General features: G+C 59.4%; 22 protein-coding genes. 18 read left to right on the top strand and 4 right to left on the bottom strand.

The window, feature by feature from the left end; translation table 11 throughout:
* Nucleotides 1–22: 22 nt before the first annotated feature.
* Together ppnP and UIB01_RS12435 are read right to left on the bottom strand one after the other, a co-directional pair.
* Nucleotides 23–304 carry a pyrimidine/purine nucleoside phosphorylase gene (gene ppnP, locus UIB01_RS12440; protein ID WP_038660870.1) on the bottom strand — a complete coding sequence of 94 codons (282 nt, stop codon included), beginning with the start codon at nucleotides 302–304 and terminating at the stop codon, nucleotides 23–25.
* 95 nt (nucleotides 305–399) lie between these two features.
* Nucleotides 400–741, bottom strand: a complete 342-nt coding sequence (locus UIB01_RS12435) for a DMT family protein (protein ID WP_014820482.1) — start codon at nucleotides 739–741, stop codon at nucleotides 400–402.
* A 130-nt stretch (nucleotides 742–871) separates the two neighbouring features.
* Between UIB01_RS12435 and UIB01_RS23440 the strand changes: the two genes are divergently transcribed.
* On the top strand, nucleotides 872–1,123 hold the full coding sequence (locus UIB01_RS23440) for a YkgJ family cysteine cluster protein (protein ID WP_080695084.1): 252 nt from the start codon (nucleotides 872–874) through the stop codon (nucleotides 1,121–1,123).
* Nucleotides 1,124–1,326: 203 nt separating this feature from the next.
* On the opposite strand, the gene gltA is transcribed toward UIB01_RS23440, so the two are convergent.
* Entirely contained in the window at nucleotides 1,327–2,598 is a 1,272-nt protein-coding gene (gene gltA / locus UIB01_RS12430) for a citrate synthase (RefSeq protein WP_038660866.1), read from the bottom strand.
* A 360-nt stretch (nucleotides 2,599–2,958) separates the two neighbouring features.
* Between gltA and sdhC the strand changes: the two genes are divergently transcribed.
* The 15 genes from sdhC (at nucleotide 2,959) to htpG (ending at nucleotide 21,279) form a co-directional block, all read left to right on the top strand.
* A complete protein-coding gene (gene sdhC, locus UIB01_RS12425) occupies nucleotides 2,959–3,333 on the top strand; it encodes a succinate dehydrogenase, cytochrome b556 subunit (RefSeq protein WP_038660863.1) in 375 nt (124 codons plus the stop codon).
* Nucleotides 3,327–3,695, top strand: coding sequence for a succinate dehydrogenase, hydrophobic membrane anchor protein (gene sdhD / locus UIB01_RS12420; RefSeq protein ID WP_015277279.1), 369 nt, complete (start codon nucleotides 3,327–3,329; stop codon nucleotides 3,693–3,695). The genes sdhC and sdhD overlap by 7 nt, the downstream gene beginning before the upstream one ends.
* A 3-nt stretch (nucleotides 3,696–3,698) precedes the next feature.
* Nucleotides 3,699–5,471 carry a succinate dehydrogenase flavoprotein subunit gene (gene sdhA, locus UIB01_RS12415; RefSeq protein WP_014820478.1) on the top strand — a complete coding sequence of 591 codons (1,773 nt, stop codon included), beginning with the start codon at nucleotides 3,699–3,701 and terminating at the stop codon, nucleotides 5,469–5,471.
* A gap of 10 nt (nucleotides 5,472–5,481) precedes the next feature.
* A complete protein-coding gene (locus UIB01_RS12410; RefSeq protein ID WP_003302396.1) occupies nucleotides 5,482–6,186 on the top strand; it encodes a succinate dehydrogenase iron-sulfur subunit in 705 nt (234 codons plus the stop codon).
* A 292-nt stretch (nucleotides 6,187–6,478) separates the two neighbouring features.
* On the top strand, nucleotides 6,479–9,310 hold the full coding sequence (locus UIB01_RS12405; RefSeq protein ID WP_038660859.1) for a 2-oxoglutarate dehydrogenase E1 component: 2,832 nt from the start codon (nucleotides 6,479–6,481) through the stop codon (nucleotides 9,308–9,310).
* A gap of 69 nt (nucleotides 9,311–9,379) precedes the next feature.
* Nucleotides 9,380–10,600, top strand: coding sequence for a 2-oxoglutarate dehydrogenase complex dihydrolipoyllysine-residue succinyltransferase (odhB, locus tag UIB01_RS12400; protein ID WP_038660856.1), 1,221 nt, complete (start codon nucleotides 9,380–9,382; stop codon nucleotides 10,598–10,600).
* Nucleotides 10,601–10,695: 95 nt separating this feature from the next.
* A complete protein-coding gene (gene lpdA, locus UIB01_RS12395) occupies nucleotides 10,696–12,132 on the top strand; it encodes a dihydrolipoyl dehydrogenase (protein WP_038660853.1) in 1,437 nt (478 codons plus the stop codon).
* A 193-nt stretch (nucleotides 12,133–12,325) separates the two neighbouring features.
* Nucleotides 12,326–13,492, top strand: a complete 1,167-nt coding sequence (gene sucC / locus UIB01_RS12390; protein WP_015277274.1) for an ADP-forming succinate--CoA ligase subunit beta — start codon at nucleotides 12,326–12,328, stop codon at nucleotides 13,490–13,492.
* Complete coding sequence (sucD, locus tag UIB01_RS12385; RefSeq protein WP_038660850.1) at nucleotides 13,492–14,376, top strand: succinate--CoA ligase subunit alpha; 885 nt, start codon at nucleotides 13,492–13,494, stop codon at nucleotides 14,374–14,376. The genes sucC and sucD overlap by 1 nt, the downstream gene beginning before the upstream one ends.
* 453 nt (nucleotides 14,377–14,829) lie before the next feature.
* Nucleotides 14,830–16,146, top strand: a complete 1,317-nt coding sequence (brnQ, locus tag UIB01_RS12380) for a branched-chain amino acid transport system II carrier protein (RefSeq protein WP_038660847.1) — start codon at nucleotides 14,830–14,832, stop codon at nucleotides 16,144–16,146.
* Between the two features lie 114 nt (nucleotides 16,147–16,260).
* On the top strand, nucleotides 16,261–16,986 hold the full coding sequence (locus UIB01_RS12375; RefSeq protein ID WP_038660844.1) for a DUF599 domain-containing protein: 726 nt from the start codon (nucleotides 16,261–16,263) through the stop codon (nucleotides 16,984–16,986).
* A 58-nt stretch (nucleotides 16,987–17,044) separates the two neighbouring features.
* Nucleotides 17,045–17,506, top strand: coding sequence for a PaaI family thioesterase (locus UIB01_RS12370; RefSeq protein WP_038660841.1), 462 nt, complete (start codon nucleotides 17,045–17,047; stop codon nucleotides 17,504–17,506).
* The gene (locus tag UIB01_RS12365; RefSeq protein WP_038660838.1) at nucleotides 17,503–17,946 is read left to right on the top strand and encodes a PaaI family thioesterase; all 444 of its coding nucleotides are present in this window, start codon (nucleotides 17,503–17,505) and stop codon (nucleotides 17,944–17,946) included. The genes UIB01_RS12370 and UIB01_RS12365 overlap by 4 nt, the downstream gene beginning before the upstream one ends.
* A 68-nt stretch (nucleotides 17,947–18,014) precedes the next feature.
* Nucleotides 18,015–19,253 carry a hypothetical protein gene (locus UIB01_RS12360; RefSeq protein WP_038660835.1) on the top strand — a complete coding sequence of 413 codons (1,239 nt, stop codon included), beginning with the start codon at nucleotides 18,015–18,017 and terminating at the stop codon, nucleotides 19,251–19,253.
* 121 nt (nucleotides 19,254–19,374) lie between these two features.
* A complete protein-coding gene (gene htpG, locus UIB01_RS12355) occupies nucleotides 19,375–21,279 on the top strand; it encodes a molecular chaperone HtpG (RefSeq protein WP_038660832.1) in 1,905 nt (634 codons plus the stop codon).
* A 59-nt stretch (nucleotides 21,280–21,338) separates the two neighbouring features.
* Here the strand turns inward: htpG and UIB01_RS12350 are convergent, their stop codons facing one another.
* Nucleotides 21,339–21,773 carry an OsmC family protein gene (locus tag UIB01_RS12350; protein ID WP_038660829.1) on the bottom strand — a complete coding sequence of 145 codons (435 nt, stop codon included), beginning with the start codon at nucleotides 21,771–21,773 and terminating at the stop codon, nucleotides 21,339–21,341.
* 354 nt (nucleotides 21,774–22,127) lie between these two features.
* On the opposite strand from UIB01_RS12350, the gene UIB01_RS12345 reads away from it, so the two are divergent.
* Nucleotides 22,128–23,021 carry an amidohydrolase family protein gene (locus UIB01_RS12345; RefSeq protein ID WP_373278840.1) on the top strand — a complete coding sequence of 298 codons (894 nt, stop codon included), beginning with the start codon at nucleotides 22,128–22,130 and terminating at the stop codon, nucleotides 23,019–23,021.
* A gap of 64 nt (nucleotides 23,022–23,085) precedes the next feature.
* The gene (locus UIB01_RS12340; RefSeq protein ID WP_038660823.1) at nucleotides 23,086–23,553 is read left to right on the top strand and encodes a DUF3859 domain-containing protein; all 468 of its coding nucleotides are present in this window, start codon (nucleotides 23,086–23,088) and stop codon (nucleotides 23,551–23,553) included.
* Nucleotides 23,554–23,708: the final 155 nt, after the last annotated feature.

Below are 23,708 nucleotides of genomic sequence, written 5' to 3'. Positions count from 1 at the left end.
CTTAGGCAGTGCTTGCTGCGCCTCAGCGATACTCGCAAAGATAAGCCGTATCCAACTTGACCTTCAGCTGAAACTTGCTGTTGGCCGGTACAGTGAACTGGCTGCCGCTAGCAAAGGTTTCCCACTCGTTTGCGCCGGGCAGCTTCACGTCCAGGCTGCCCGCAACCACGTGCATGACTTCCAGCTGTGCAGTGCCGAATTCGTACTCGCCGGGCGCCATCACGCCGATGGTGGCCGGGCCTTCTGCCATGTCGAAGGCAATGGATTTGACGGTGCCATCGAAGTACTCGTTGACCTTGAACATCGAGATTCCTTGAAGGGATTTGAAAGGGTCGCCAGTATGCCCAAGCGCAGGTGCTGGCGTCACCTGGCGGGTTGCGTATCTGTCAGGGCCCGTTGTTAGCTGCGGAAGATAAAGTACACGGCCCCGACTAGGCAGAGTCCCGCCCACAGATAGTCCAGCTTCAGTGGTTGCTGCATGTACAGCACGCTGAATGGTACGAATACCATCAGCGTTATCACCTCTTGCATGATTTTAAGCTGGCCGATTGACAGCTCGGTATAGCCGATGCGGTTTGCTGGCACCATCAGCATGTATTCGAAGAATGCGATGCCCCAGCTGATCAGTGCAGCGATTAGCCAGGGCTTGCCGTTCAGGCTCTTCAAATGGCCGTACCAGGCGAAGGTCATGAACAGGTTGGAGCAGCAGAGCAGGGCGGCGGTTTGCAACCAGACAGGCATGGTGGGTGTGTGCTCGAAAATGACGACGCGCTAGCCTATTTCCGGTCGCAACCTTGCGCAATGGCCATCTGGTGTCTGCAATTCGGCCGGATTATTATCGCCGCCCGATTTTTTTCATGAGTGGCAGTTTATGGATTGTCGCCCCGGTTGCGGTGCCTGCTGCATCGCCCCCTCGATCAGTTCGCCCATACCCGGCATGCCGCATGGCAAGCGTGCTGGGGAGCGGTGTGTTCAATTGGATGCTGGCTTTTTATGCTCGCTGTTCGGTGATCCACGGCGGCCTGCCGTGTGCTCCGCATTTGCAGCAGACCCTGTCTGCTGTGGTGAAAACAGAGATGAGGCAATCCATTTGTTGGGCTGGCTGGAGCAGGAGACGGCGTAGCGGCCTTCCACTGGAGGTGAGGCGTGCCGACGCTATGATGTGGGTGATGCTGCCGCCAGCTAGGTAACGTTTCAATCAGTGGCGGTTCGGCAAGATTCGCCGGCGAGGATTTTTGTCGGCAATCCAGGGTTTGCTGCTGGTGCTCGCGAAGAAACAAAAAAGGCTGCCCTGGGGCAGCCTTTCTCGTTGCACGGAATTGTCGCTTAACGCGGCAGGTCGCGCTTGGTGTGGCCGGTGTACAGCTGGCGCGGGCGCCCGATCTTCTGGCCGGAGGCGATCATTTCCTTCCAGTGGGAAATCCAGCCGACAGTACGCGCCAGAGCGAAGATGACGGTGAACATGCTGGTCGGAATGCCGATGGCCTTGAGGATGATGCCCGAGTAGAAGTCCACGTTCGGGTACAGGTTGCGCTCGGCGAAGTACGGATCGTTGAGAGCAATCTCTTCCAGCTTCATGGCCAGATCCAGCTGCGGATCGTTGATGCCCAGTTCGCCCAGAACCTCGTCGCAGGTCTGCTTCATGACCTTGGCGCGCGGATCGAAGTTCTTGTAGACGCGATGGCCGAAGCCCATGAGCTTGAACGGATCGTTCTTGTCCTTGGCCTTGGCCAGGAATTTCTCGACGTTCGATACGTCGCCGATCTCGTCCAGCATGGTGAGTACGGCTTCGTTCGCGCCACCGTGTGCCGGTCCCCACAGAGCAGCGATGCCGGCTGCGATACAGGCGAACGGGTTGGCGCCGGTCGAGCCCGCCAGGCGAACGGTAGAGGTAGATGCGTTCTGCTCGTGATCAGCGTGCAGGATGAAGATGCGATCCATGGCTTTGGCCAACACCGGGCTGATCGGTTTGATCTCGCACGGGGTGTTGAACATCATGTGCAGGAAGTTTTCCGAGTAGCTCAGATCGTTGCGCGGGTACATCAGCGGCTGACCGATCGAGTACTTGTAAACCATTGCGGCGATGGTCGGCATCTTCGCGACCAGACGCACCGCGGAAATTTCGCGATGGTGTGGGTCGTTGATGTCCAGGGAATCGTGGTAGAAGGCGGAAAGTGCACCGACCACGCCGCACATGATGGCCATGGGGTGGGCGTCACGACGGAAACCGTTAAGGAAGGACTTCAGCTGCTCGTGAACCATGGTGTGGTTCTTCACGGTGCTGACGAACTGTGCCTTCTGTTCGGCGGTAGGCAGTTCGCCGTTCAGCAGCAGATAGCAGGTTTCCAGGTAGTCGGATTTCTCTGCCAGCTGTTCGATCGGGTAGCCGCGATGTAGCAGGATGCCCTTGTCGCCGTCGATGTAGGTGATCTTGGACTCGCAAGAGGCGGTCGACATGAAGCCGGGATCGAAGGTGAAGTGACCCGTGGAGGTCAGGCTTCGTACATCTATTACGTCAGGCCCTACGGTACCGGTTAAAACGGGCAGTTCGACGGGGGCAGTGCCCTCGATGATCAACTGCGCTTTCTTGTCAGCCATGTATGGCCTCCTGTTTTGTGCTTGGAATCATCATGGCCCCCCACGCAGGGCCCGCATCACTATAGTGTGATAAATCGCAAAGTCAATTTGCGCGAACCCATGCCGTAGAGGGCTCTGCAGGGGGATGCGTACAGCTTGGGTGCACTGTTTACGGCATTTATATAGGGGCTGCTATCCGCCTTTAGTGGCACTTCACCACATTGTCATTAGTGACCTAACTGTTTATACTCGGACACCGACCGGCAGGGGCCTTACAGGCAGTATTCTGTAGGTTGTCACTCGTGGGTAGCGGGTACTGCTGCGTACTCTTCCCAACAACTTTGCCCTGCGCTCTGGGGCTCTCAAGTGTGAAAAAAAGCCGTGAAAAGCCAACGACCTGTAAACCTAGATCTTAGGACAATAAAACTCCCCATCACTGCTTACACGTCGATTCTCCACCGTGTATCCGGTGTCATCCTGTTCGTCGGTATCGCCTTGTTGTTGCTCGCGCTCGATACCTCGCTGTCTTCGCCAGAAGGCTTTGAGGATGTTCGTGCATATCTGAGCAGCCCCTTGGCTAAGCTGGTGAGCTGGGCGTTGCTGTCCGCACTGCTGTATCACCTGGTGGCGGGTGTGCGTCACCTGATCATGGACACTGGGCATGGCGAGACGCTGGAAGGCGGCAAGCTGGGCTCGAAAATCGTAATCGCCGTGTCGGCGGTGCTGATCGTTCTGGCGGGAGTGTGGATATGGTAACCAATGTCACCAACTTTTCGCGCTCGGGTCTGTATGACTGGATGGCACAGCGCGTTTCTGCAGTGGTTCTTGCGGCTTATTTTTTGTTTCTGCTTGGGTACCTGATTGCAAACCCAGGTCTGGAGTATGCCCAGTGGCATGAGCTGTTTTCTGCCAACTGGATGCGCATTTTCAGCCTGTTGGCGCTGGTTGCCCTGAGTGTGCACGCGTGGGTTGGTATGTGGACGATTTCCACTGACTACCTGACCAACATGGCGATCGGTAAGTGGGCTACCGGCGTTCGTTTCCTGTTCCAGGCGGTGTGTGGCATTGCCATGTTCACCTTCTTCGTCTGGGGCGTGCAGATTCTTTGGGGTATCTGATTCATGGCTAACATTCGTACGCTTTCTTTTGACGCCATCATCGTTGGTGGCGGTGGCGCCGGTATGCGCGCGGCGCTGCAGCTGTCCCAGTCCGGTCACAAGACCGCTGTGGTCACCAAGGTTTTCCCGACTCGTTCGCACACCGTTTCCGCTCAGGGCGGTATCACCTGTGCTATCGCTTCGGCCGACCCGAACGATGACTGGCGCTGGCACATGTACGATACCGTCAAGGGCTCCGACTACATCGGCGACCAGGATGCGATCGAGTACATGTGTTCCGTCGGCCCTGAAGCCGTGTTTGAGCTCGAGCACATGGGTCTGCCGTTCTCGCGCACCGAGCAAGGTCGCATCTATCAGCGTCCTTTCGGCGGCCAGTCCAAGGACTTCGGTAAGGGTGGTCAGGCCGCTCGTACCTGTGCCGCGGCCGACCGTACCGGTCATGCACTGCTGCACACGCTTTATCAGGGCAACCTGAAGAACGATACCGTATTCCTCAACGAGTGGTATGCGGTCGACCTGGTTAAGAACCAGGACGGCGCAGTCGTTGGTGTCATCGCCATCTGCATCGAAACCGGCGAAACCGTCTATATCCGCTCCAAGGCTACCGTGCTTGCCACGGGCGGTGCCGGTCGTATCTATGCATCGACGACCAATGCGCTGATCAACACCGGCGACGGTGTGGGTATGGCGTTGCGCGCAGGCGTGCCGGTTCAAGATATCGAGATGTGGCAGTTCCACCCGACCGGTATCGCCGGTGCGGGCGTGCTGGTAACCGAAGGTTGCCGTGGTGAAGGTGGCTACCTGATTAACAAGCACGGCGAGCGTTTCATGGAGCGTTATGCTCCGAACGCGAAGGACCTGGCTGGTCGCGACGTCGTTGCGCGCTCGATGGTCAAGGAGATTCTGGCCGGCAATGGCTGTGGTCCGGATGGTGATCACGTAATGCTGAAGCTGGATCACCTCGGTGAGGAAGTGCTGCACAGCCGTCTGCCGGGCATCTGTGAGTTGTCGAAGACCTTCGCGCATGTCGATCCGGTGACTGCTCCGGTGCCGGTAGTGCCGACCTGTCACTACATGATGGGTGGTATCGCCACCAACATTCATGGTCAGGCCATCACTCAGGACGCCAACGGTAATGACACCATCATCGATGGGCTGTTCGCAGTAGGCGAGGTGGCTTGCGTGTCGGTGCATGGCGCCAACCGTCTGGGCGGCAACTCTCTGCTTGACCTGGTGGTGTTCGGTCGCGCTGCAGGCCTGCACCTGGAGAAGGCGCTGAAGGAAGGTATCGAGCATCGTGGTGCCAGCGAGACCGATCTGGACGTTGCTCTGAGCCGTCTTGCCGGTCTCAACGAGCGCACCACCGGTGAAGATGTCGCTCCGCTGCGCAAAGAGCTGCAGAACTGCATGCAGAACTACTTCGGTGTATTCCGTACCGGTGAATACATGCAGAAGGGTATCGCCCAGCTGGTCGATCTGCGTCAGCGCATCGCCAACGTCAAGATCTCCGACAAGAGCCAGGCGTTCAACACCGCGCGCATCGAAGCGCTTGAGCTGCAGAACCTGCTGGAAGTTGCCGAAGCTACTGCAATTGCCGCGGAGAACCGCAAGGAATCCCGTGGTGCGCATGCTCGCGAAGATTTCGAAGAGCGTGATGATGAGAATTGGCTGTGCCACACCCTGTACTTCCCGGGTGACAAGCGTGTTGCCAAGCGTGCCGTGAACTTCGCTCCGAAGACCGTTCCGGCATTCGAGCCCAAGGTTCGGACTTATTGAGGTCGACGATATGTTGCAAGTGAGTGTTTATCGCTACAACCCCGATCAGGACGAAAAGCCGTTCATGCAGGATTTTCAGGTCAATACCGATGGTAAGGATCTGATGGTTCTCGACGTCTTGGCTCTGATCAAGGAACAGGATCAGGGTTTCTCCTATCGTCGCTCCTGCCGTGAAGGCGTGTGTGGCTCCGATGGGATGAACATCAACGGTAAGAACGGTCTGGCTTGCATCACGCCGCTGTCCGCCGTGGTCAAGAACAACAAGCTGGTCGTGCGTCCGCTGCCGGGACTGCCAGTTATTCGTGACTTGGCCGTCGATATGAGCATCTTCTACAAGCAGTACGAGAAAGTGCGTCCGTATCTGATGAACGATACGCCGCCGCCGGCTATCGAACGTCTGCAAAGCCCGGAAGATCGCGAGAAGCTGGATGGTCTGTATGAGTGCATTCTGTGCGCTTGCTGCTCGACCAGTTGCCCGTCCTTCTGGTGGAACCCGGACAAGTTTCTCGGTCCGGCCGCGTCGCTGCAGGCTTATCGTTTCCTGGCCGACAGCCGCGACACCGAAACCGAGAACCGTCTGGCTGGTTTGGACGATCCGTTCAGCGTGTTCCGTTGCCGCGGTATCATGAATTGCGTTGACGTTTGTCCGAAAGGATTGAACCCGACCAAAGCGATTGGTCACATACGCAACATGCTGCTGCAGAGCGGTACCTGATGACACCCCGGTCGCGAAAGGTTATGCGCTAGCCTTGAACGGCCGGATCGCTTTACCCGTTACACCTGCGGCGCCGAAGTTGAAGCTCGGCGCCGTAGTTTTAGTAGGAATCCCAGCTCACAAAGCCGGGATTCCACTCTGAAAATTTGATGACCAGCAGGAGCATCCGGGTTGTGCCCGGAAACTATCTGCGCGGTCCGTAGTGGCTTTACCTGAGTCGCTGCTTCAGAACTTGGGAAGTCATGCTGCGGTTTCCACGCTGGTGGTGTCTCCTTATCGAAGGTGACCAGACATGCAAGAAAGCGTAATGCAGCGCATGTGGGACAGTGCCCACCTATCCGGTGGTAACGCTGCCTATGTGGAAGAGCTTTATGAGCTCTACCTGCACGATCCCAACGCTGTGCCCGAAGAGTGGCGCACTTACTTCCAGAAGTTGCCCTCCGGTGGCAGCGCTTCAGCCGATGTATCGCATTCGACGATTCGCGACCACTTCGTCCTGCTGGCCAAGAACCAGCGTCGTGCCCAGCCTGTTTCTGCAGGCAGTGTGAGCAGCGAGCACGAGAAGAAGCAGATCGAAGTCTTGCGCCTGATCCAGGCCTACCGAGTGCGCGGCCACCAGGCAGCACAGCTCGATCCGCTTGGTTTGCAGCAGCGCACCGCCCCAGCTGATCTGGCTATCAACAACTACGGTTTGACTGACGCCGATCTCGACACAGTGTTCCGTACTGGTGACCTGGCGATGGTCAACGGTCAGGCCACTCTGCGCGAAATCCTGCAGGCGCTGCAAGAAACCTATTGCCGCACCATCGGCGCCGAGTACATGCACATCGTCGACTCCGAGCAACGCAGCTGGTTCGTTCAGCGCTTGGAAAGCGTGCGTGGCCGTCCGGATTTCTCGCCGGAGCTCAAGAGCCATCTGCTCGAGCGCCTGACCGCGGCCGAAGGTCTGGAAAAATACCTGGGCACCAAGTATCCGGGTACCAAGCGTTTCGGTCTGGAAGGTGGTGAGAGCCTGATTCCGCTGCTCGATGAGATCATTCAGCGTTCCGGCTCCTATGGCACCAAGGAAATCGTCATCGGCATGGCCCACCGGGGCCGTCTGAACGTGCTGGTCAACACCTTCGGCAAGAACCCGCGCGACCTGTTCGACGAGTTCGAAGGCAAGAAGGTCGAAGGTCTGAGCTCGGGTGACGTCAAGTACCACCAGGGCTTCTCGTCCAACGTGATGACGCCAGGTGGCGAGATTCACTTGGCGATGGCATTCAACCCGTCCCACCTGGAAATCGTGTCCCCGGTGGTCGAGGGTTCGGTACGTGCCCGTCAGGACCGCCGTTGTGATCCGATTGGCGACAAGGTGCTTCCGGTTACCATCCACGGTGATGCTGCTGTCGCCGGTCAAGGCGTGGTGATGGAAACCTTCCAGATGTCGCAGACCCGTGCCTATCGCACCGGTGGCACCATCCGCATCGTCGTCAACAACCAGGTCGGCTTCACCACCAACAAGCAGGAAGATGCTCGCTCCACCGAGTATGCGACTGATGTGGCGAAGATGATTCAGGCGCCGATCTTCCACGTGAACGCAGACGATCCCGAGGCGGTGCTGTTCGTCACCCAGCTCGCAGTCGATTACCGGATGCAGTTCAAGCGCGATATCGTCATCGATCTGATCTGCTACCGTCGTCGTGGTCACAACGAAGCGGACGAGCCGAGCGGCACCCAGCCGTTGATGTACCAGAAGATCGCCAAGCAGCGCACCACTCGTGAGCTCTATGCCGATTCGCTGATCCAGTCCAAGGTGCTGGATGACGAGCGTGTTCAGGCCAAGATCGACGAGTACCGTACGGCGCTCGATAACGGTCTGCACGTAGTCAAGAGCCTGGTCAAAGAGCCGAACAAAGAGCTGTTCGTCGACTGGCGTCCGTATCTGGGCCATGCCTGGACCGCCCGTCATGACACCAGCTTCGATCTGAAGACCCTGCAGGATCTGTCCAACAAGCTGCTGCAGACGCCGGAAGGCTTCGTGGTGCAGCGTCAGGTCTCGAAGATTCTCGAAGATCGCCAGAAGATGGGCGCGGGCGCGCTGGCCATCAACTGGGGCTACGCGGAAGTCATGGCGTACGCCACGCTGCTGTTCGAAGGTCACCCGGTACGTATCTCCGGTCAGGATGTCGGCCGCGGCACCTTCTCGCATCGCCATGCTGCGCTGCATAACCAGAAGGATGGCAGTACCTACATTCCGCTGCAGCACCTCTATGAAGGTCAGCCGCGTTTCGATCTGTACGACTCGTTCCTCTCCGAGGAAGCGGTTCTGGCGTTCGAATACGGTTACGCCACCACCATGCCTAACGCGCTTGTCGTGTGGGAAGCGCAGTTCGGCGATTTCGCTAACGGCGCTCAAGTGGTGATCGACCAGTTCATCACCAGTGGTGAGCACAAGTGGGGTCGCCTGTGCGGCCTGACCATGCTGTTGCCGCATGGCTACGAAGGGCAGGGTCCGGAGCACTCGTCCGCTCGCCTGGAGCGTTACCTGCAGCTGTGTGCCGAGCACAACATCCAGGTTTGCGTGCCGACGACTCCGGCTCAGGTCTACCACATGCTGCGTCGCCAGGCGATTCGTCCGCTGCGCAAGCCGCTGGTTGCACTGACGCCCAAGTCGTTGCTGCGTCACAAGCTGGCGACCTCGACCCTGGAAGAGCTCACCCAGGGTTCCTTCCAGACCGTTATCCCGGAAGTCGACGCGGTCGATCCGGCGAAGGTCGAGCGTGTGATCATGTGTAGCGGCAAGGTCTACTATGACCTGCTGGACAAGCGCCGTGCCGAAGGCCGAGAAGATATTGCCATCGTGCGTATCGAGCAGCTGTATCCGTTCCCGGAAGAGGATCTGGCCGAAGCGCTCGCGCCTTACCAGAACCTCAAGCACATCGTCTGGTGTCAGGAAGAGCCGATGAACCAGGGTGCCTGGTACTGCAGTCAGCATCACATGCGTCGTGTGGCCACCGCACACAAGAAGGAACTGTTCCTCCAGTACGCGGGTCGTGATGCTTCAGCGGCACCGGCGGTCGGTTACGCCTCCATGCATGCCGAACAGCAGGAAAAACTGCTGCAGGACGCCTTCACCGTTTAACCATTTCGTGCAAGGGGCCGCTATATGGCGGCCTCGATGTAGAAACCGAATCAATAGGACCCCTGAATAATGGCTATCGAGATCAAAGCCCCTACATTCCCGGAATCGGTTGCCGACGGCACCGTTGCCACCTGGCACAAGCAGCCGGGCGATGCGGTCAAGCGTGATGAGCTGATCGTCGACATCGAAACCGACAAGGTGGTGATGGAAGTGCTCGCCGAAGCTGACGGCGTGCTGACCGAGATCGTCAAGAACGAGGGCGATACCGTGCTGAGCGGCGAGCTGCTCGGCAAGCTGGAGGCTGGCGCCACTGCCGCCGCCGCACCTGCGCCGGCTGCTGCGCCGACTCAAGCTGCTGCTCCGGCTGCTGCTGCAACGGCGGGTGAAGAGCCGATCCTTGCTCCTGCTGCTCGCAAGATGGCCGAGGAGAACGGTATCGATCCGAACAGCATCGCCGGTACCGGTAAAGATGGCCGTGTGACCAAGGAAGACGTGGTCGCCGCCGTCGAAGCCAAGAAATCCGCTCCGGCTGCTGCTGCCAAGCCGGCTGCTCCGGCTGCCTCCGCTCCGATCTTCGCCGAAGGCGATCGCGTCGAGAAGCGCGTTCCGATGACTCGCCTGCGTGCCAAGGTCGCCGAGCGCCTGGTCGAAGCGCAATCCTCCATGGCGATGTTGACTACGTTCAACGAAGTCAACATGAAGCCGATCATGGAGCTGCGTTCCAAGTACAAGGACCTGTTCGAGAAGACTCACAACGGTGTGCGTCTGGGCTTCATGTCCTTCTTCGTCAAGGCCGCGGTCGAAGCACTCAAGCGCCAGCCAGGCGTAAACGCTTCCATCGATGGCAATGACATCGTCTACCACGGTTATCAGGATATCGGCGTCGCCGTTTCCAGCGACCGCGGTCTGGTGGTTCCAGTCTTGCGCAACGCCGAGCACATGAGCCTGGCCGAGATCGAGGGCGGTATCAACAACTTCGGCAAGAAGGCCAAAGCCGGCAAGCTGACCATCGAAGAGATGACTGGCGGTACCTTCACCATCTCCAATGGTGGTGTGTTTGGTTCGCTGCTGTCGACGCCGATCGTCAACCCGCCGCAAACCGCCATCCTCGGTATGCACAAGATCCAGGAACGCCCAATGGCTGTTAACGGTCAAGTGGTCATTCTGCCGATGATGTACCTGGCCCTGTCCTATGACCATCGCTTGATCGACGGCAAGGAAGCAGTAACCTTCCTGGTTACCATGAAGGACCTGCTGGAAGACCCGGCCCGTCTGCTGCTGGATATCTGATAGAAACGTCATGGGCTGCAGCTGGCAGGTAAGGTGAAAGCCGACCGTGCCGCCTGCAGCCTTTGGCTTTTAGCTGCTTTTGAAGAGGATTCGTAATGAGCCAGAAATTCGACGTCGTCGTCATCGGTGCCGGCCCTGGCGGCTATGTGGCCGCGATTCGTGCAGCCCAGCTGGGTCTGAAGACCGCGTGTATCGAAAAGTACCAGGGCAAGGACGGTAAGACCGCTCTGGGCGGCACCTGCCTGAACGTAGGCTGCATTCCTTCCAAGGCGCTGCTGGACAGCTCCTACAAGTTCCACGAAGCCCACGAGAGCTTCAAGGTCCACGGCATCAGCACCGGCGAAGTGGCCATGGACGTTCCGACCATGGTCGCGCGCAAGGACCAGATCGTTAAGAACCTCACCGGTGGTGTTTCGGCTCTGCTGAAAGCCAACGGCGTGACCGTCTTCGAAGGCCACGGCAAGCTGCTGGCCGGCAAGCAGGTCGAAGTGACCGGCCTGGACGGCAACGTGCAGACGCTGGCTGCCGAGAACGTGATCCTGGCATCCGGTTCCACTCCGGTGAACATTCCGCCGGCGCCGGTCGATCAGAAAGTGATCGTTGACTCCACTGGTGCGCTGGACTTCCAGAGCGTTCCGGGCAAGCTCGGCGTCATCGGCGCCGGCGTGATCGGTCTGGAGCTGGGTTCGGTCTGGGCTCGTCTGGGCGCCGAAGTCACTGTTATCGAAGCGATGGACAAGTTCCTTCCCGCGGCTGACGAGCAGATCTCCAAGGAAGCGTTCAAGATCCTCTCCAAGCAGGGTCTGAAGATCCTGCTGGGCGCTCGTCTGACCGGTTCGGAAGTGAAGGGCGATCAAGTGACCGTCAACTTCACCAGTGCCGAAGGCGAGCAGCAGATGACCTTCGACAAGCTGATCGTCGCGGTTGGCCGTCGTCCGGTCACCTCCGAGCTGCTGGCTGCCGATGCCGGTGTCGATATGGATGAGCGCGGTTTCATCTTCGTCGACGACTATTGCGCCACCAGCGTTCCAGGTGTGTACGCCATCGGTGACGTGGTCCGCGGTGCGATGCTGGCCCACAAGGCCTCGGAAGAGGGCGTGATGGTTGCCGAGCGTATCGCTGGCCACAAGACCCAGATGAACTATGACCTGATTCCGTCGGTCATCTACACTCACCCGGAAATCGCGTGGGTCGGCAAATCAGAGCAAGCGCTCAAGGCCGAAGGCGTCGAAATTAATGTCGGTACCTTCCCGTTCGCGGCCAGCGGCCGTGCCATGGCGGCCAACGATACCGCCGGCCTGGTCAAGGTTATCGCCGATGCCAAGACCGACCGTGTTTTGGGCGTTCACGTCATGGGCCCAAGCGCTGCCGAGCTGGTTCAGCAAGGCGCGATCGGTATGGAATTCGGTACCAGTGCCGAAGACCTGGGCATGATGGTGTTCTCGCACCCAACGATGTCCGAAGCGCTGCATGAGGCTGCCCTGGCAGTGAATGGCCACGCCATCCACATCGCCAATCGCAAGAAGCGCTAATCGGTTTCGTGCTGTACCCGGGCCCGACGTATCGACTGATACGCCGGGCCTTTTGCAAACTGCGGTTTCGAAAAGGATTGCAGGTCGCTGAGAGGTATCGTGAATTCGCAGATAGTTTTCAGCGACTTGTGAGGGAGGCACGGCTGCTGGTCGTGCCGTAAATGCGCCAATACCAAACCAGACGGTAGAAAGCATGAATCTTCACGAGTACCAAGGTAAACAACTGTTCGCTGAATACGGTCTGCCCGTGTCCAAGGGTTATGCGGTCGATAGCCCGAAGGAAGCAGCGGAAGCCTGCGACAAGATCGGTGGCACGCAATGGGTGGTCAAAGCCCAGGTGCACGCTGGTGGGCGTGGCAAGGCTGGTGGCGTAAAGCTGGTCCGTAGCAAAGATGAAGCCCGGGCATTCGCCCAGCAGTGGCTCGACAAGCGTCTGGTAACCTACCAGACCGACGCCAATGGCCAGCCGGTCAGCAAGATCCTCGTCGAGGCATGCACCGATATCGACAAGGAGCTCTACCTGGGCGCCGTAGTTGATCGTGCCAGCCGCCGAATCGTCTTCATGGCATCGACCGAGGGTGGCGTGGACATCGAGAAAGTCGCTCACGACACCCCCGAGAAAATTCTCAAGGCCACTATCGACCCGCTGGTCGGTGCGCAGCCGTTCCAGGCTCGTGAGCTGGCCTTCCAGCTCGGTCTGAAAGGCGACCAGGTCAAGCAGTTCGTCCATATATTCGTCGGCCTTGCCCAGCTCTTCCAGGATTACGACCTGGCGCTGCTCGAAGTCAACCCGCTGGTGATCAAGACCGACGGCAACCTGCATTGTCTGGACGCCAAGATCAATATCGACAGCAATGCCATCTACCGCCAGCCCAAGCTACGCGATATGGCCGATCCGTCTCAGGACGACCCGCGCGAATCGCATGCGGCCAAGTGGGAACTGAACTACGTGGCGCTCGACGGCAACATCGGGTGCATGGTCAATGGCGCCGGCCTGGCCATGGGCACGATGGATATCGTCAACCTGCATGGCGGTGCGCCGGCGAACTTCCTGGATGTCGGCGGTGGCGCCACCGAAGAGCGCGTGACCGAGGCGTTCAAGATCATTCTTTCCGATAGCAACGTCGCCGCCGTTCTGGTGAACATCTTCGGCGGAATCGTGCGCTGCGACATGATTGCCGAAGGCATCATCGGCGCGGTACGTGAGGTGGGCGTCAAGGTGCCTGTGGTTGTACGTCTGGAAGGCAACAACGCCGATCTGGGCGCCAAGATGCTGAGTGAGAGCGGTCTGAACATCATCGGTGCGAACAGCCTGACCGATGCGGCCATTCAGGTTGTCAAAGCCGCGGAGGGCAAGTAATGAGCGTATTGATCAACAAGCACACCAAGGTCATTTGCCAGGGCTTCACCGGCTCGCAGGGTACTTTCCACTCCGAGCAGGCGATTGCCTATGGCACCAAGATGGTCGGCGGCGTCACGCCGGGTAAGGGCGGCACGATGCATCTGGGCTTGCCGGTGTTCAACACCGTCCGCGAGGCCGTTGAAACCACCGGCGCCGACGCTTCGGTCATCTACGTGCCGGCACCGTTCTGCAAGGACTCGATCCTTGAAGCGGCGGTTGGTGGCATCAAGCTGATCGTTTGCATCACCGAAGGTATCCCGACGCTGGATATGCTCGAGGTGAAGATCAAGTGTGATGAGTTGGGCGTGCGCCTGATCGGGCCGAACTGCCCCGGCGTAATCACACCCGGTGAGTGCAAGATCGGCATCCAGCCTGGACACATTCATATGCCAGGCAAGGTCGGCATCGTCTCGCGCTCCGGCACGCTGACCTACGAAGCCGTGAAGCAGACCACCGACGCGGGTTTCGGCCAGTCAACCTGCGTCGGCATCGGCGGCGACCCGATTCCGGGCTCGACCTTCATTGATATCCTCACGCTGTTCCAGAAAGACCCGCAAACCGAGGCCATCGTGATGATTGGCGAGATCGGCGGCTCGGCGGAGGAGGAGGCGGCTGCGTTCATCAAGGCCAACGTGACCAAGCCGGTGGTTTCCTACATCGCCGGCGTCACCGCCCCCGCTGGCAAGCGGATGGGCCATGCCGGTGCGATCATTTCTGGCGGCAAGGGTACGGCTGAAGAGAAATTCGCTGCCTTGCAGGACGCGGGTGTGAAGACTGTTCGCTCGCTTGCCGATATCGGTAAGGCGCTCGCGGAAGTGACCGGCTGGGAGATGAAGGCCTGACGTATCTCCTGCGCCCGCCTGCAACCGGGCGTTCGAGCTGCTGAGTCTTCGCATGCTCCGAGGCAGACCTGTCGGGTTTGCCTCGGGGCTTTAGCTTAGGATTTTGTAGCGGGGCAGGTTGTTATCACCGCTCGGCGCTGTGCGCGGCATCCACCACGTAGCAACGTTCCGGACGCTACGGAGCGACACTTTTTCGCGGCCATTACTGACGGTTCGGTCAGCATCCGTCGCCGCATCGTGGCATCATTGCCGCCCATTCATACGCTTGTTCGATCCACAAGAGCGACGGCGTGCAACGAAGGATTCGGCCTAACCGGCTGAATGACGTTTCCGCTTATCCCGAAAGGAAACCCGTAATCCATCATTCAGGCCCATGAAATGCTTAGAGCGCGCGCATGATGATGCGTGTGCAGCATTCGTTTACGCCGTTATCCATTTGGTAGTTTTTTTCGCATGAATCGTTTGAAAGGTTTTGACCTGCTGGCACTTGGTTTCATGACGTTTGCGCTGTTCCTTGGCGCCGGCAATATCATTTTTCCGCCCAGCGCTGGCATGGCAGCGGGGGAGTTCGTCTGGCACGCAGCACTGGGCTTCCTGCTGACCGGCGTCGGCCTGCCGCTGCTGACCGTCGTTGCGTTGGCCCGTGTTGGTGGTGGCATGGACCGCCTTACCGCGCCGCTTGGCAAAGTTGCCGGCACCGTACTGGCGGTGGCCGTCTATCTGGCGATAGGCCCGCTGTTCGCCACCCCGCGTACAGCCGTCGTCTCATTCGAGATGGGCATTGCGCCGTTCAGCGGCAACGCCGGCATGCCCCTGTTCATCTATACCCTGGTCTTTTTCGCCGCCATGCTGTTTCTGGTGCTAAATCCAGGGCAGTTGGTCAACCGCATCGGCAAGTTCATCACGCCGGTGCTGCTGTCGGCGCTATTGGTGCTAGGCGGCGCTGCAATCTTCGCCCCGGCAGGTGAGGTAGGCGCTGCTACCGAGAGCTATCGTGCTTCGCCGTTGATCAAGGGTTTCCTGGAAGGCTACCTGACCATGGACACGCTCGGCGCGCTGGTATTCGGGATCGTGATTGCCACCGCCATCCGTGACCGTGGCGTGACCGAACCGGCGCTGGTGACGCGTTATTCGATGATTGCCGGCGTGATCGCGGCTATCGGCTTGTCGCTGGTGTACCTGGCACTGTTCTATCTTGGCGCCACGAGCCAGGGTATTGCTGCAGGTGCCGAAAACGGTGTGCAGATTCTAACCACCTATGTGCAGCACACCTTCGGCACCCCCGGCAGCCTGTTGCTCGCTGTGGTCATCACCCTGGCTTGCCTGACGACTGCAGTGGGCCTGACCACGGCCTGCGGTGAGTTCTTCAGCGCGTTGCTGCCTGTGTCCTACCGCGCTGTTGTGATCGTATTTGCGCTGTTCAGCCTGCTGGTGGCAAACCAGGGGCTGACCCAGCTGATCAGCGTGTCGGTACCCGTGCTGGTAGGCCTGTATCCACTGGCAATCGTGCTGGTCGCACTGAGCCTGCTGGACCGCTTCTGGTTGTCGGCGTCGCGGGTGTTCGTGCCGGTGATGGGCGTGACGTTGATTTTCGGGGTGGTCGACGGCCTCGCTGCGGCGGGTCTGGGGAACTGGGTGCCGACCTTGTTCGCGCAACTGCCCTTGGCGGATCAGAGCATGGGCTGGCTGGTTCCAGTACTGGTGATGCTGGTCTTGGCTGTTGTCACGGATCGCCTGCTCGGGCGCGCCGATCGACAACGCCAGGTGTAGGGCTGCGCGGCGGCAGAGCTGACATCGGTCGGTCTCTGCCTCCGTGCTGCGGCTAGCACCGCGTTAGCGTCGAGGTGGCTGGCTATAATCCCGCGTAGTTTCCGAGGGCGCACCATGACGTTATCTGATTCAAACCTGCCGCATCTGATCGCTGTACTCTGGTTTGTCGTCTGCTGGGTCGGATACACCCGCTACGCGGGATGGCGCGGCCGCGACACCGCCTGCCTCGCCAGCGTGTTGCACTTGTATCGACAGGACTGGATGCAACGCCTGCTGCTGCGCGACAACCGCATCGCCGATGCCAACGTGATCGGCAATCTGGAGCGCAACGCCTCCTTCTTTGCATCCAGTACGCTGATCATTCTCGCCGGTATCCTGACCGCGCTGGGGGCGTCGGAGCGCGCGGTGTCGCTGCTCGCCGATCTGCCGTTCGCGCAGCCGGTCAGTCGCGGGCTGTCGGAGATCAAACTGCTGTGCCTGGCCGTCGTCTTCGTTTATGCGTTCTTCACCTTCAGTTGGTGCATGCGCCAGTACAACTTTGCCGCGGTACTGGTGGCGTCGGCGCCGATGGTAGGGGAGCGCAATGTCAGCGACCAGGAGCGCAAGGCTTTTGCCGAGCGCGCAGCGCGGGTCCTTTCCATGGCGGCCAACCAGTTCAACTTCGGCCTGCGGGCCTACTACTTCGGCATGGCGACGTTGGCCTGGTTCGTCCACCCATGGTTCTTCATGGCGGTCACCACCGGCGTGGTACTGATTCTCTACCGCCGTGAATTCCACTCGGACGTGCTTGGGGTAATGGTATTCACGCCAACTTCCCCGGCCGAAATGCCCAAGGAGTAGGGACGGTAGGTGGCAAGACGGTATCATGCGCGGCTTGTTTCAATCCCCGAGAACTCGAATGAGCGATAGCCAGATACTCGAGCGCACCCAGCGCTTCCTGTCCTTCCTGCGGCATTGTCAGGTACTGGGCCTAAGCGTCGAACATGCCGACAGCAGGGGGCTCACGCTGCGCCTTCCGTACAGCGAGAAGATTATCGGTAATCCGGAAACCGGAGGCGTTCATGGTGGCGCGATCACCACGCTGATGGACACCACTTGCGGAATCTCCACCGCCTGCGCGTTGCCGGAGCTGGAGGTTTGCCCGACGCTTGATCTGCGTATCGACTACATGCACCCGGCGGAAGCGGGTCACGATATTTTTGGCTTCGCCGAGTGTTACCGCGTTACGCCAACGGTGATATTCACCCGCGGCGTTGCCTACCAGCGTGACATCAACGAGCCAATCGCTCATGTAGTGGGCACCTTCATGCGTATGGGCAAGGCCACTCAGGGCGTGTTCAGCAAGGATGGCGCGGCATGAGCACACTGAACCTCAACGAACTGGTGCGCGAAGCGCATGCCAGCAACGATTACGACTCGCTGATCAAGTTGGTGCCGTACGCCAAGCTGATAGGTATCGAATGCTTGCGGCTGGGCGACGAGATGGTTTTCCGGCTGCCGCAGAGCGAGGACAACATCGGCAATCCGCTGCCGGCCATTCACGGCGGAGTCATTGCGGGCTTCATGGAACACGCGGCGCTGCTGCATCTGCTGATGTTCATGGGGGCGCCACATTTGCCCAAAATCATCGACTTCTCGATAGATTATCTGCGCGCCGGTCACTATCGTGACACCTTTGCCGCCTGCCAGGTCTGGCGTCAGGGTCGTAGGGTCGCCAACGTCGCGATCACGGCTTGGCAGACCCATCAGGCCGAGCCCATCGCCACCGCCCGCTGCCATTTCAAGATCGACGAGCCCTGACGCTTTCGTCATGGGGTGGCGTTGCGGTGTGCGCCGTTACCCCTATGCGATTGCGTGAAGGAACTCGAATGGAAGCACTGTTGATACTTGGCGGCCTGCTATTAATTCTCGCCGGTTTCATCTGGCTGATCAGCCAGGCGTTTGCGACAAGCCTGCTGTGGGGCCTTGGCAGCCTGCTGCCTCCGTTGACGCTGGCATTCGTGTTCAGCCACTGGCGTGTGGCGCGTAAGGCGCTGATCCTGTCCTGCCTGGGCGTCATCCCCCTGATTGTGGGGCTGTCATTGCTGGCCAGTCGTGATGCAGAGCGGTTGGAGGCGATCTTCAGCCTGCGCTGGCTGCCAACCCAGGTACAGCCCGACCTGGCCATGGGTGTACGCGGGAAGCTGAACGGCCGCGAGTTCACGCCGCAACAGGGTGAGGTCATCAATGGCGTGCTGACCCTGCGCGAAGGCCAAGGCTTCTTTGCCCGCCAGGAAGTCACCATCCGTCTGCCCCAGCGCTTCGAAGGCGCGCTACGTGTCGATGTACTTCCCGATGACGTCGGAGCCTTGCCTGAAGTCGAGATCGCCTGGCTGAGCCCTGATCAGGAACTGCCCGAAACGCGCCGCCTAGATCGCGGCTATACGTTGCACCTTGACCTGCAGCCAGTCGCCCCGAACAAGCTGCGCGGTGACTTCCATCTAGTGCTGCCACCGCAGTTCGAAACCAGCCTGACAGGCGTCGTCGAGCTGTACAGCGACCGTCTTCGCTACCAGAACGGTCAGGTTGATCGTCGCCACGACTCGCGCGATACCATCGCTTTCGTGATCGAAGATTACTTGCAGCGCCGGCATGCGAGCCGCGAGGTGATCCTGGAAAGCATGCCGTCGTTTACCCTGCCGGCCGATGAGCTGGAGCTGGAAGTTCAAGCCAAGGTCAGAGGCGAGCAACAGACCTTCACGCTGCGCCTGGGCAAGAGCGAGCAGGGCTGGCAGGTGAAGGGCGACGATTATCCACCGCTGGCTGAGCCGGTCGAGGCGGTCGCGGCCGCGCGCAATGTGCCTGAACCAGTGGTTGCCGAACCACCGCCAAGCCGCCTGGATCGGCGTTTGCGCTTCTCGATGGAGCAGGTGCTGCGTAATCCCGGGCGCTACCAACACCTGCTTATGCGCGCGCATACCGAGCGCGGCGGAGTCGCCGAAGGACGCTTCGCCGGCCTCGACAGTGAAGGCAATCTGATTATCCGGCGGGTCATCCGCGGGCCGGGCGAGGCTACCTACAATCTGGCTCCTGGCGAGATCGTTCTGCTCGAGCTTGTCGAGCCGTGAGGTGTCCGGACCGACGCCGTGCTGCGTCGGTCACCCTTGAAATCCATCGTCTAGCCCCCATCTGCCAGACATCGCCGCAGCCGCGGTCCGTGCCATTACGATGATGTGGAGTTTGTAGACGATGAGTGTGGAGACTCAAAAAGAAACCCTGGGCTTCCAGACCGAAGTGAAGCAGCTGCTTCATCTGATGATCCATTCGCTGTATTCCAACAAGGAAATCTTCCTTCGCGAGCTTATTTCCAACGCCTCCGATGCCGCTGACAAGCTGCGCTTCGAAGCGCTGGCCAAGCCGGAGTTGCTCGAGGGCGGTGCCGATCTGAAGATCCGCCTCAGCTTTGACAAGGACGCCAAGACCGTCACGCTGGAAGACAACGGCATCGGCATGAACCGCGATGACGTGATTGCGCATCTGGGCACCATCGCCAAGTCTGGTACTGCCGACTTCCTGAAGAATCTCTCTGGCGACCAGAAGAAGGATTCGCACCTGATCGGTCAGTTCGGTGTGGGTTTCTATTCCGCCTTCATCGTCGCCGACAAGGTTGATGTCTACAGCCGCCGCGCCGGCACGCCAGCCAGCGAAGGCGTGCACTGGTCCTCGGCAGGCGAGGGCGAGTTCGAAGTTGCCACGGTCGAAAAGGCCGAGCGCGGTACTCGTATCGTCCTGCACCTGAAAAACGGCGAGGAAGAGTTCGCCGATGGCTGGCGCCTGCGCAACATCGTCAAGAAGTACTCCGACCACATCGCCCTGCCCATCGAGTTGCCGAAGGAGTTCCATGGCGAGGAACAGGACAAGCCGACCGAACCCGAGTGGGAGACGGTCAACCGCGCCAGTGCACTCTGGACTCGTCCGCGCACCGAGGTGAAGGACGAGGAGTATCAGGAGTTCTACAAGCACGTCGCCCACGACTTCGACAATCCGCTGTCCTGGAGCCACAACAAGGTCGAGGGCAAGTTGGAGTACACCTCGCTGCTCTATGTGCCTGGACGTGCGCCGTTCGATCTGTATCACCGCGAGGCACCCAAGGGCCTGAAGCTCTACGTCCAGCGCGTGTTCATCATGGATCAGGCCGATGAGTTCCTGCCGCTCTATCTGCGCTTCATCAAGGGTGTGGTGGACTCCAACGACCTGTCGCTGAACGTGTCCCGCGAGATTCTGCAGAAGGATCCGGTCATCGATTCGATGAAGTCGGCGCTGACCAAGCGTGTGCTCGACATGCTGGAGAAACTGGCCAAGGACAAGCCCGAGGATTACAAGAACTTCTGGAAGCAGTTCGGCCAGGTGCTCAAGGAAGGCCCGGCGGAAGACTTCGCCAACAAGGAGAAGATCGCCGGCCTGCTGCGCTTTGCTTCCACCAACGACGCCTCGGGTGAGCAGTCGGTTTCGCTGGCCGATTACCTCGGCCGCATGAAGGAAGGCCAGGACAAGATCTACTTCCTCACCGGCGAGAGCTACGCGCAGGTCAAGAACAGTCCGCACCTGGAGGTGTTCCGCAAGAAGGGCATCGAGGTGCTGCTGCTGACCGATCGCATTGACGAGTGGCTGATGAGCTACCTCACCGACTTTGACGGCAAGCAGTTCGCCGATGTCGCACGCGGCGATCTGGACCTGGGCAAACTGGATTCCGAAGAGGACAAGAAGGCTCAGGAAGAAATCGCCAAGTCCAAGGAAGGCCTGATCGAGCGTCTGAAGGGCGCACTGGGTGACGAAGTCGCCGAGGTGCGGGTTTCCCACCGCCTGACCGATTCACCGGCAATCCTTGCGATCGGCGAACAGGATCTTGGCCTGCAGATGCGTCAGATTCTCGAGGCGAGCGGGCAGAAGGTGCCGGAATCCAAACCGATCTTCGAAATCAACCCGCAGCATCCGCTGATCGAAAAGCTGGATGCCGAGCCGGATGAGGATCGCTTTGCCGACCTTTCGCACATCCTGTTCGACCAAGCCGCACTCGCGGCGGGAGACAGCCTCAAGGATCCGGCTGCGTATGTGCAGCGCCTGAACAAGTTGCTGGTCGAGCTCTCAGCCTGATCCGTAACCTGTGTAACGAAAACGGCCCGTTTTAGACGGGCCGTTTTCGTTTGTCTTGCTCAGAGCAGCACGCTGACCAAGCGCGTGCCATGGGTAAGGTTATCAGCCACCGGACAGCGTTTTTCGATCTGTTCGAGAAGCGCCTGCTTGCCGGCCTGGTCCAGATCGGCGTCGATCTCGACCTTCACCCGCAGCTCCTGAAAGCCGGGGCGTACATCCGGATCGCGGCCCAACAGGCCAGCGGGATCGTAATCGGCCTCCAGCTCAAAGCGCATGCCGCGCAGTTCGATCTTCTGCTGATGGGCGATGAAACGGCCGATGGTACCGAAACATCCGGCCACAGCCGCCAGGATGGCCTCCAGAGGGGTTGGTCCTAGATCCTGTCCTGCTGCGTTTTTCGGCTGGTCCATCGTCAGACGATGATTGCCGCACTCCACCACGATCGCCATTCCGGCGTTCATCTCTCCACGTGCGCTGATGGTTTTCATTGCCATGCGATGTTCCTTTTGCTGCATCAGAGAATTATTGCGCGTAGCCAGGCGCAGGCTGCGCGCTTGATTGACGCGATACTAGTGTCGTCACGGTATCCCCGCTTTGATTCCAATCAATACGGTGGGGGGTATGGTGAGCAGCCCGCAGCGGGGCCGCGCAACTGGCAAAGCTGAACGGTCATGGGTACCGGCGGTCTACTCGCTGGCTGTCAGGAGGACCGTGCTTTGAACATTTCCAGAGTTTTTTCACTTGCTGCTCTTTTCTTGCTCGCGCCGGTCGCTGGAGCGGAAACGCGCGAGTACCGCTACAGCGATGCGCATTTGCACTACGTCGACTTCTTCCAGGAAACCGATGGCATGCAGAAGTTGCTGGAGGCCATGGACGCTGGCGGGATCGATCACGTGATGATCAGCGGCATCCCCGTGGCGAAGAAATGGCATGAAAACGAGCCCAAACGCCCGCGCTACTACGCGGGTGACGATGCCCCGGTGTACTGGTACAGCGCCACCGACGTGCTGGTCGCCGCGGCTCTCGAGGAGCTGGATGACAAGCGGCGCAAGCGTTTCCATCCGTTTCTTTCCGGCTTCAACCCCAACGACAAGAACGCCGATGCGCATATCCGCCGCATGCTAGAGCTGCACCCGGGGCTCTGGCAGGGGTTGGGTGAGATTTTCACCCGCCATGACGATGTCACCGCGTTGACCGAGGGTGACACGCCGCGCGCCAACAACGAGGCGTTGGCCAGGGTCTATCACCTGGCCGCCGAATTCGACCTGCCGGTGATGCTGCATTCCAACATCACCTCCAAGCGCGAGCGCAATCCGCTGTACCTTGTCGAGCTGGAGGAACCGCTGCGCAACCATCCGCATACGCGGTTCATCTGGGCGCATGCCGGTACCAGCATGGAATTGCATCGTCATCAGGAAAAGCTGACCTTCCTGCATGAGACTGTCAGTCGACTGCTCGATGATTACCCGAACCTGTACATCGATCTGTCCTGGACGATGCTCAAACCCTATCTGCTGGACGAACAGGACAAGCCTGATCCGAAGTGGGTAGCGTTAGCGAAGCGGCATCCGACACGTTTCGTGATCGGTTCCGATGTGGTGGGCCGTTTCGAGAATCTTGCCACCGGCATGCATGCCTTCGCGCCATTTCTCGATGCGCTGCCTGAAGATGTGGCGCGAGGCATAGCGCGGGACAACTTTCTCGCGCTATTGCCAAGCAAGCGTCAGGACGAGCTGCGCTAAGCGTCATCAGGCTGTAATCGTCACGTCATAACCTGCCGGCTTCGCAGATTGGAAGGAGCAGGTCATGACGTTCGCTCGTTGGTCGCTGGTCGCCACGTTATTCACCGTGTGTGTGCCGGCGCAGGCGCAGGTTGAGGTAGTGGGGCCGGTCGAGTACGGCATCTTCGAAACCCTCAAGGAAGATTTTCAACCCGGCGAGCGCGTGTTAAGCCGGCGCGACCAGCCGATTCGTCAGACCACCGAAGTGCCCGCGCGCCTAGGTAGCAAGTTTGGGATGCGCTATCGCCTGGTTGGCAAGCGCGAGGCAGACACGCCGCTGACCTTGCTGTACCTGACACCTGGGGTAGTCACACCTGATGGCAAGCGCCACGACAAGTTCGAAGTGGTGCAGGGCCTGGTGCCCGACGCGGAAACCGATGTAATGGCCTTCGAGTTCACGGAGCCCCATGAGGTGGTCACTGGGGAATGGCGGCTGCTGGTGTTCCAAGGTGACCGCAAACTGGCCGAACAGACGTTTCAGGTGAGCGAATGATGATGGCCCTAGCGGCTTGAATGATGGCCTTCGGGACCGTTAGTCGGTATGCATCGTTAATTTGACGTCAAGATTCAAGTGGGTGGTTCTGCCTCCGATAAGTGAAGCAAGTCACGGTATGTGACGTCGTTTCATTTTCATGGAGAAGGTAAGCC

The organism is Stutzerimonas decontaminans, assembly GCF_000661915.1.
Taxonomy (GTDB): domain Bacteria; phylum Pseudomonadota; class Gammaproteobacteria; order Pseudomonadales; family Pseudomonadaceae; genus Stutzerimonas; species Stutzerimonas decontaminans.
Note: the sequence above shows the minus strand (reverse complement) of the source record. Positions and strands in the feature narration are given on the sequence as shown.

What these genes read in the sequence shown, in the direction of transcription:
- UIB01_RS23440 (WP_080695084.1), top strand. Translation starts at nt 872, where the DNA reads ATGGATTGTCGCCCCGGTTGCGGTGCCTGCTGCATCGCCCCCTCGATC.
- brnQ (WP_038660847.1), top strand. Translation starts at nt 14,830, where the DNA reads ATGAATCGTTTGAAAGGTTTTGACCTGCTGGCACTTGGTTTCATGACG.
- gltA (WP_038660866.1), bottom strand. Translation starts at nt 2,598, where the DNA reads ATGGCTGACAAGAAAGCGCAGTTGATCATCGAGGGCACTGCCCCCGTC.
- sucC (WP_015277274.1), top strand. Translation starts at nt 12,326, where the DNA reads ATGAATCTTCACGAGTACCAAGGTAAACAACTGTTCGCTGAATACGGT.
- UIB01_RS12370 (WP_038660841.1), top strand. Translation starts at nt 17,045, where the DNA reads ATGAGCGATAGCCAGATACTCGAGCGCACCCAGCGCTTCCTGTCCTTC.
- sdhA (WP_014820478.1), top strand. Translation starts at nt 3,699, where the DNA reads ATGGCTAACATTCGTACGCTTTCTTTTGACGCCATCATCGTTGGTGGC.
- UIB01_RS12345 (WP_373278840.1), top strand. Translation starts at nt 22,128, where the DNA reads ATGCAGAAGTTGCTGGAGGCCATGGACGCTGGCGGGATCGATCACGTG.
- UIB01_RS12365 (WP_038660838.1), top strand. Translation starts at nt 17,503, where the DNA reads ATGAGCACACTGAACCTCAACGAACTGGTGCGCGAAGCGCATGCCAGC.
- UIB01_RS12340 (WP_038660823.1), top strand. Translation starts at nt 23,086, where the DNA reads ATGACGTTCGCTCGTTGGTCGCTGGTCGCCACGTTATTCACCGTGTGT.
- lpdA (WP_038660853.1), top strand. Translation starts at nt 10,696, where the DNA reads ATGAGCCAGAAATTCGACGTCGTCGTCATCGGTGCCGGCCCTGGCGGC.
- odhB (WP_038660856.1), top strand. Translation starts at nt 9,380, where the DNA reads ATGGCTATCGAGATCAAAGCCCCTACATTCCCGGAATCGGTTGCCGAC.
- UIB01_RS12360 (WP_038660835.1), top strand. Translation starts at nt 18,015, where the DNA reads ATGGAAGCACTGTTGATACTTGGCGGCCTGCTATTAATTCTCGCCGGT.
- ppnP (WP_038660870.1), bottom strand. Translation starts at nt 304, where the DNA reads ATGTTCAAGGTCAACGAGTACTTCGATGGCACCGTCAAATCCATTGCC.
- htpG (WP_038660832.1), top strand. Translation starts at nt 19,375, where the DNA reads ATGAGTGTGGAGACTCAAAAAGAAACCCTGGGCTTCCAGACCGAAGTG.
- UIB01_RS12375 (WP_038660844.1), top strand. Translation starts at nt 16,261, where the DNA reads ATGACGTTATCTGATTCAAACCTGCCGCATCTGATCGCTGTACTCTGG.
- sucD (WP_038660850.1), top strand. Translation starts at nt 13,492, where the DNA reads ATGAGCGTATTGATCAACAAGCACACCAAGGTCATTTGCCAGGGCTTC.
- UIB01_RS12405 (WP_038660859.1), top strand. Translation starts at nt 6,479, where the DNA reads ATGCAAGAAAGCGTAATGCAGCGCATGTGGGACAGTGCCCACCTATCC.
- sdhD (WP_015277279.1), top strand. Translation starts at nt 3,327, where the DNA reads ATGGTAACCAATGTCACCAACTTTTCGCGCTCGGGTCTGTATGACTGG.
- UIB01_RS12350 (WP_038660829.1), bottom strand. Translation starts at nt 21,773, where the DNA reads ATGGCAATGAAAACCATCAGCGCACGTGGAGAGATGAACGCCGGAATG.
- UIB01_RS12410 (WP_003302396.1), top strand. Translation starts at nt 5,482, where the DNA reads ATGTTGCAAGTGAGTGTTTATCGCTACAACCCCGATCAGGACGAAAAG.
- UIB01_RS12435 (WP_014820482.1), bottom strand. Translation starts at nt 741, where the DNA reads ATGCCTGTCTGGTTGCAAACCGCCGCCCTGCTCTGCTGCTCCAACCTG.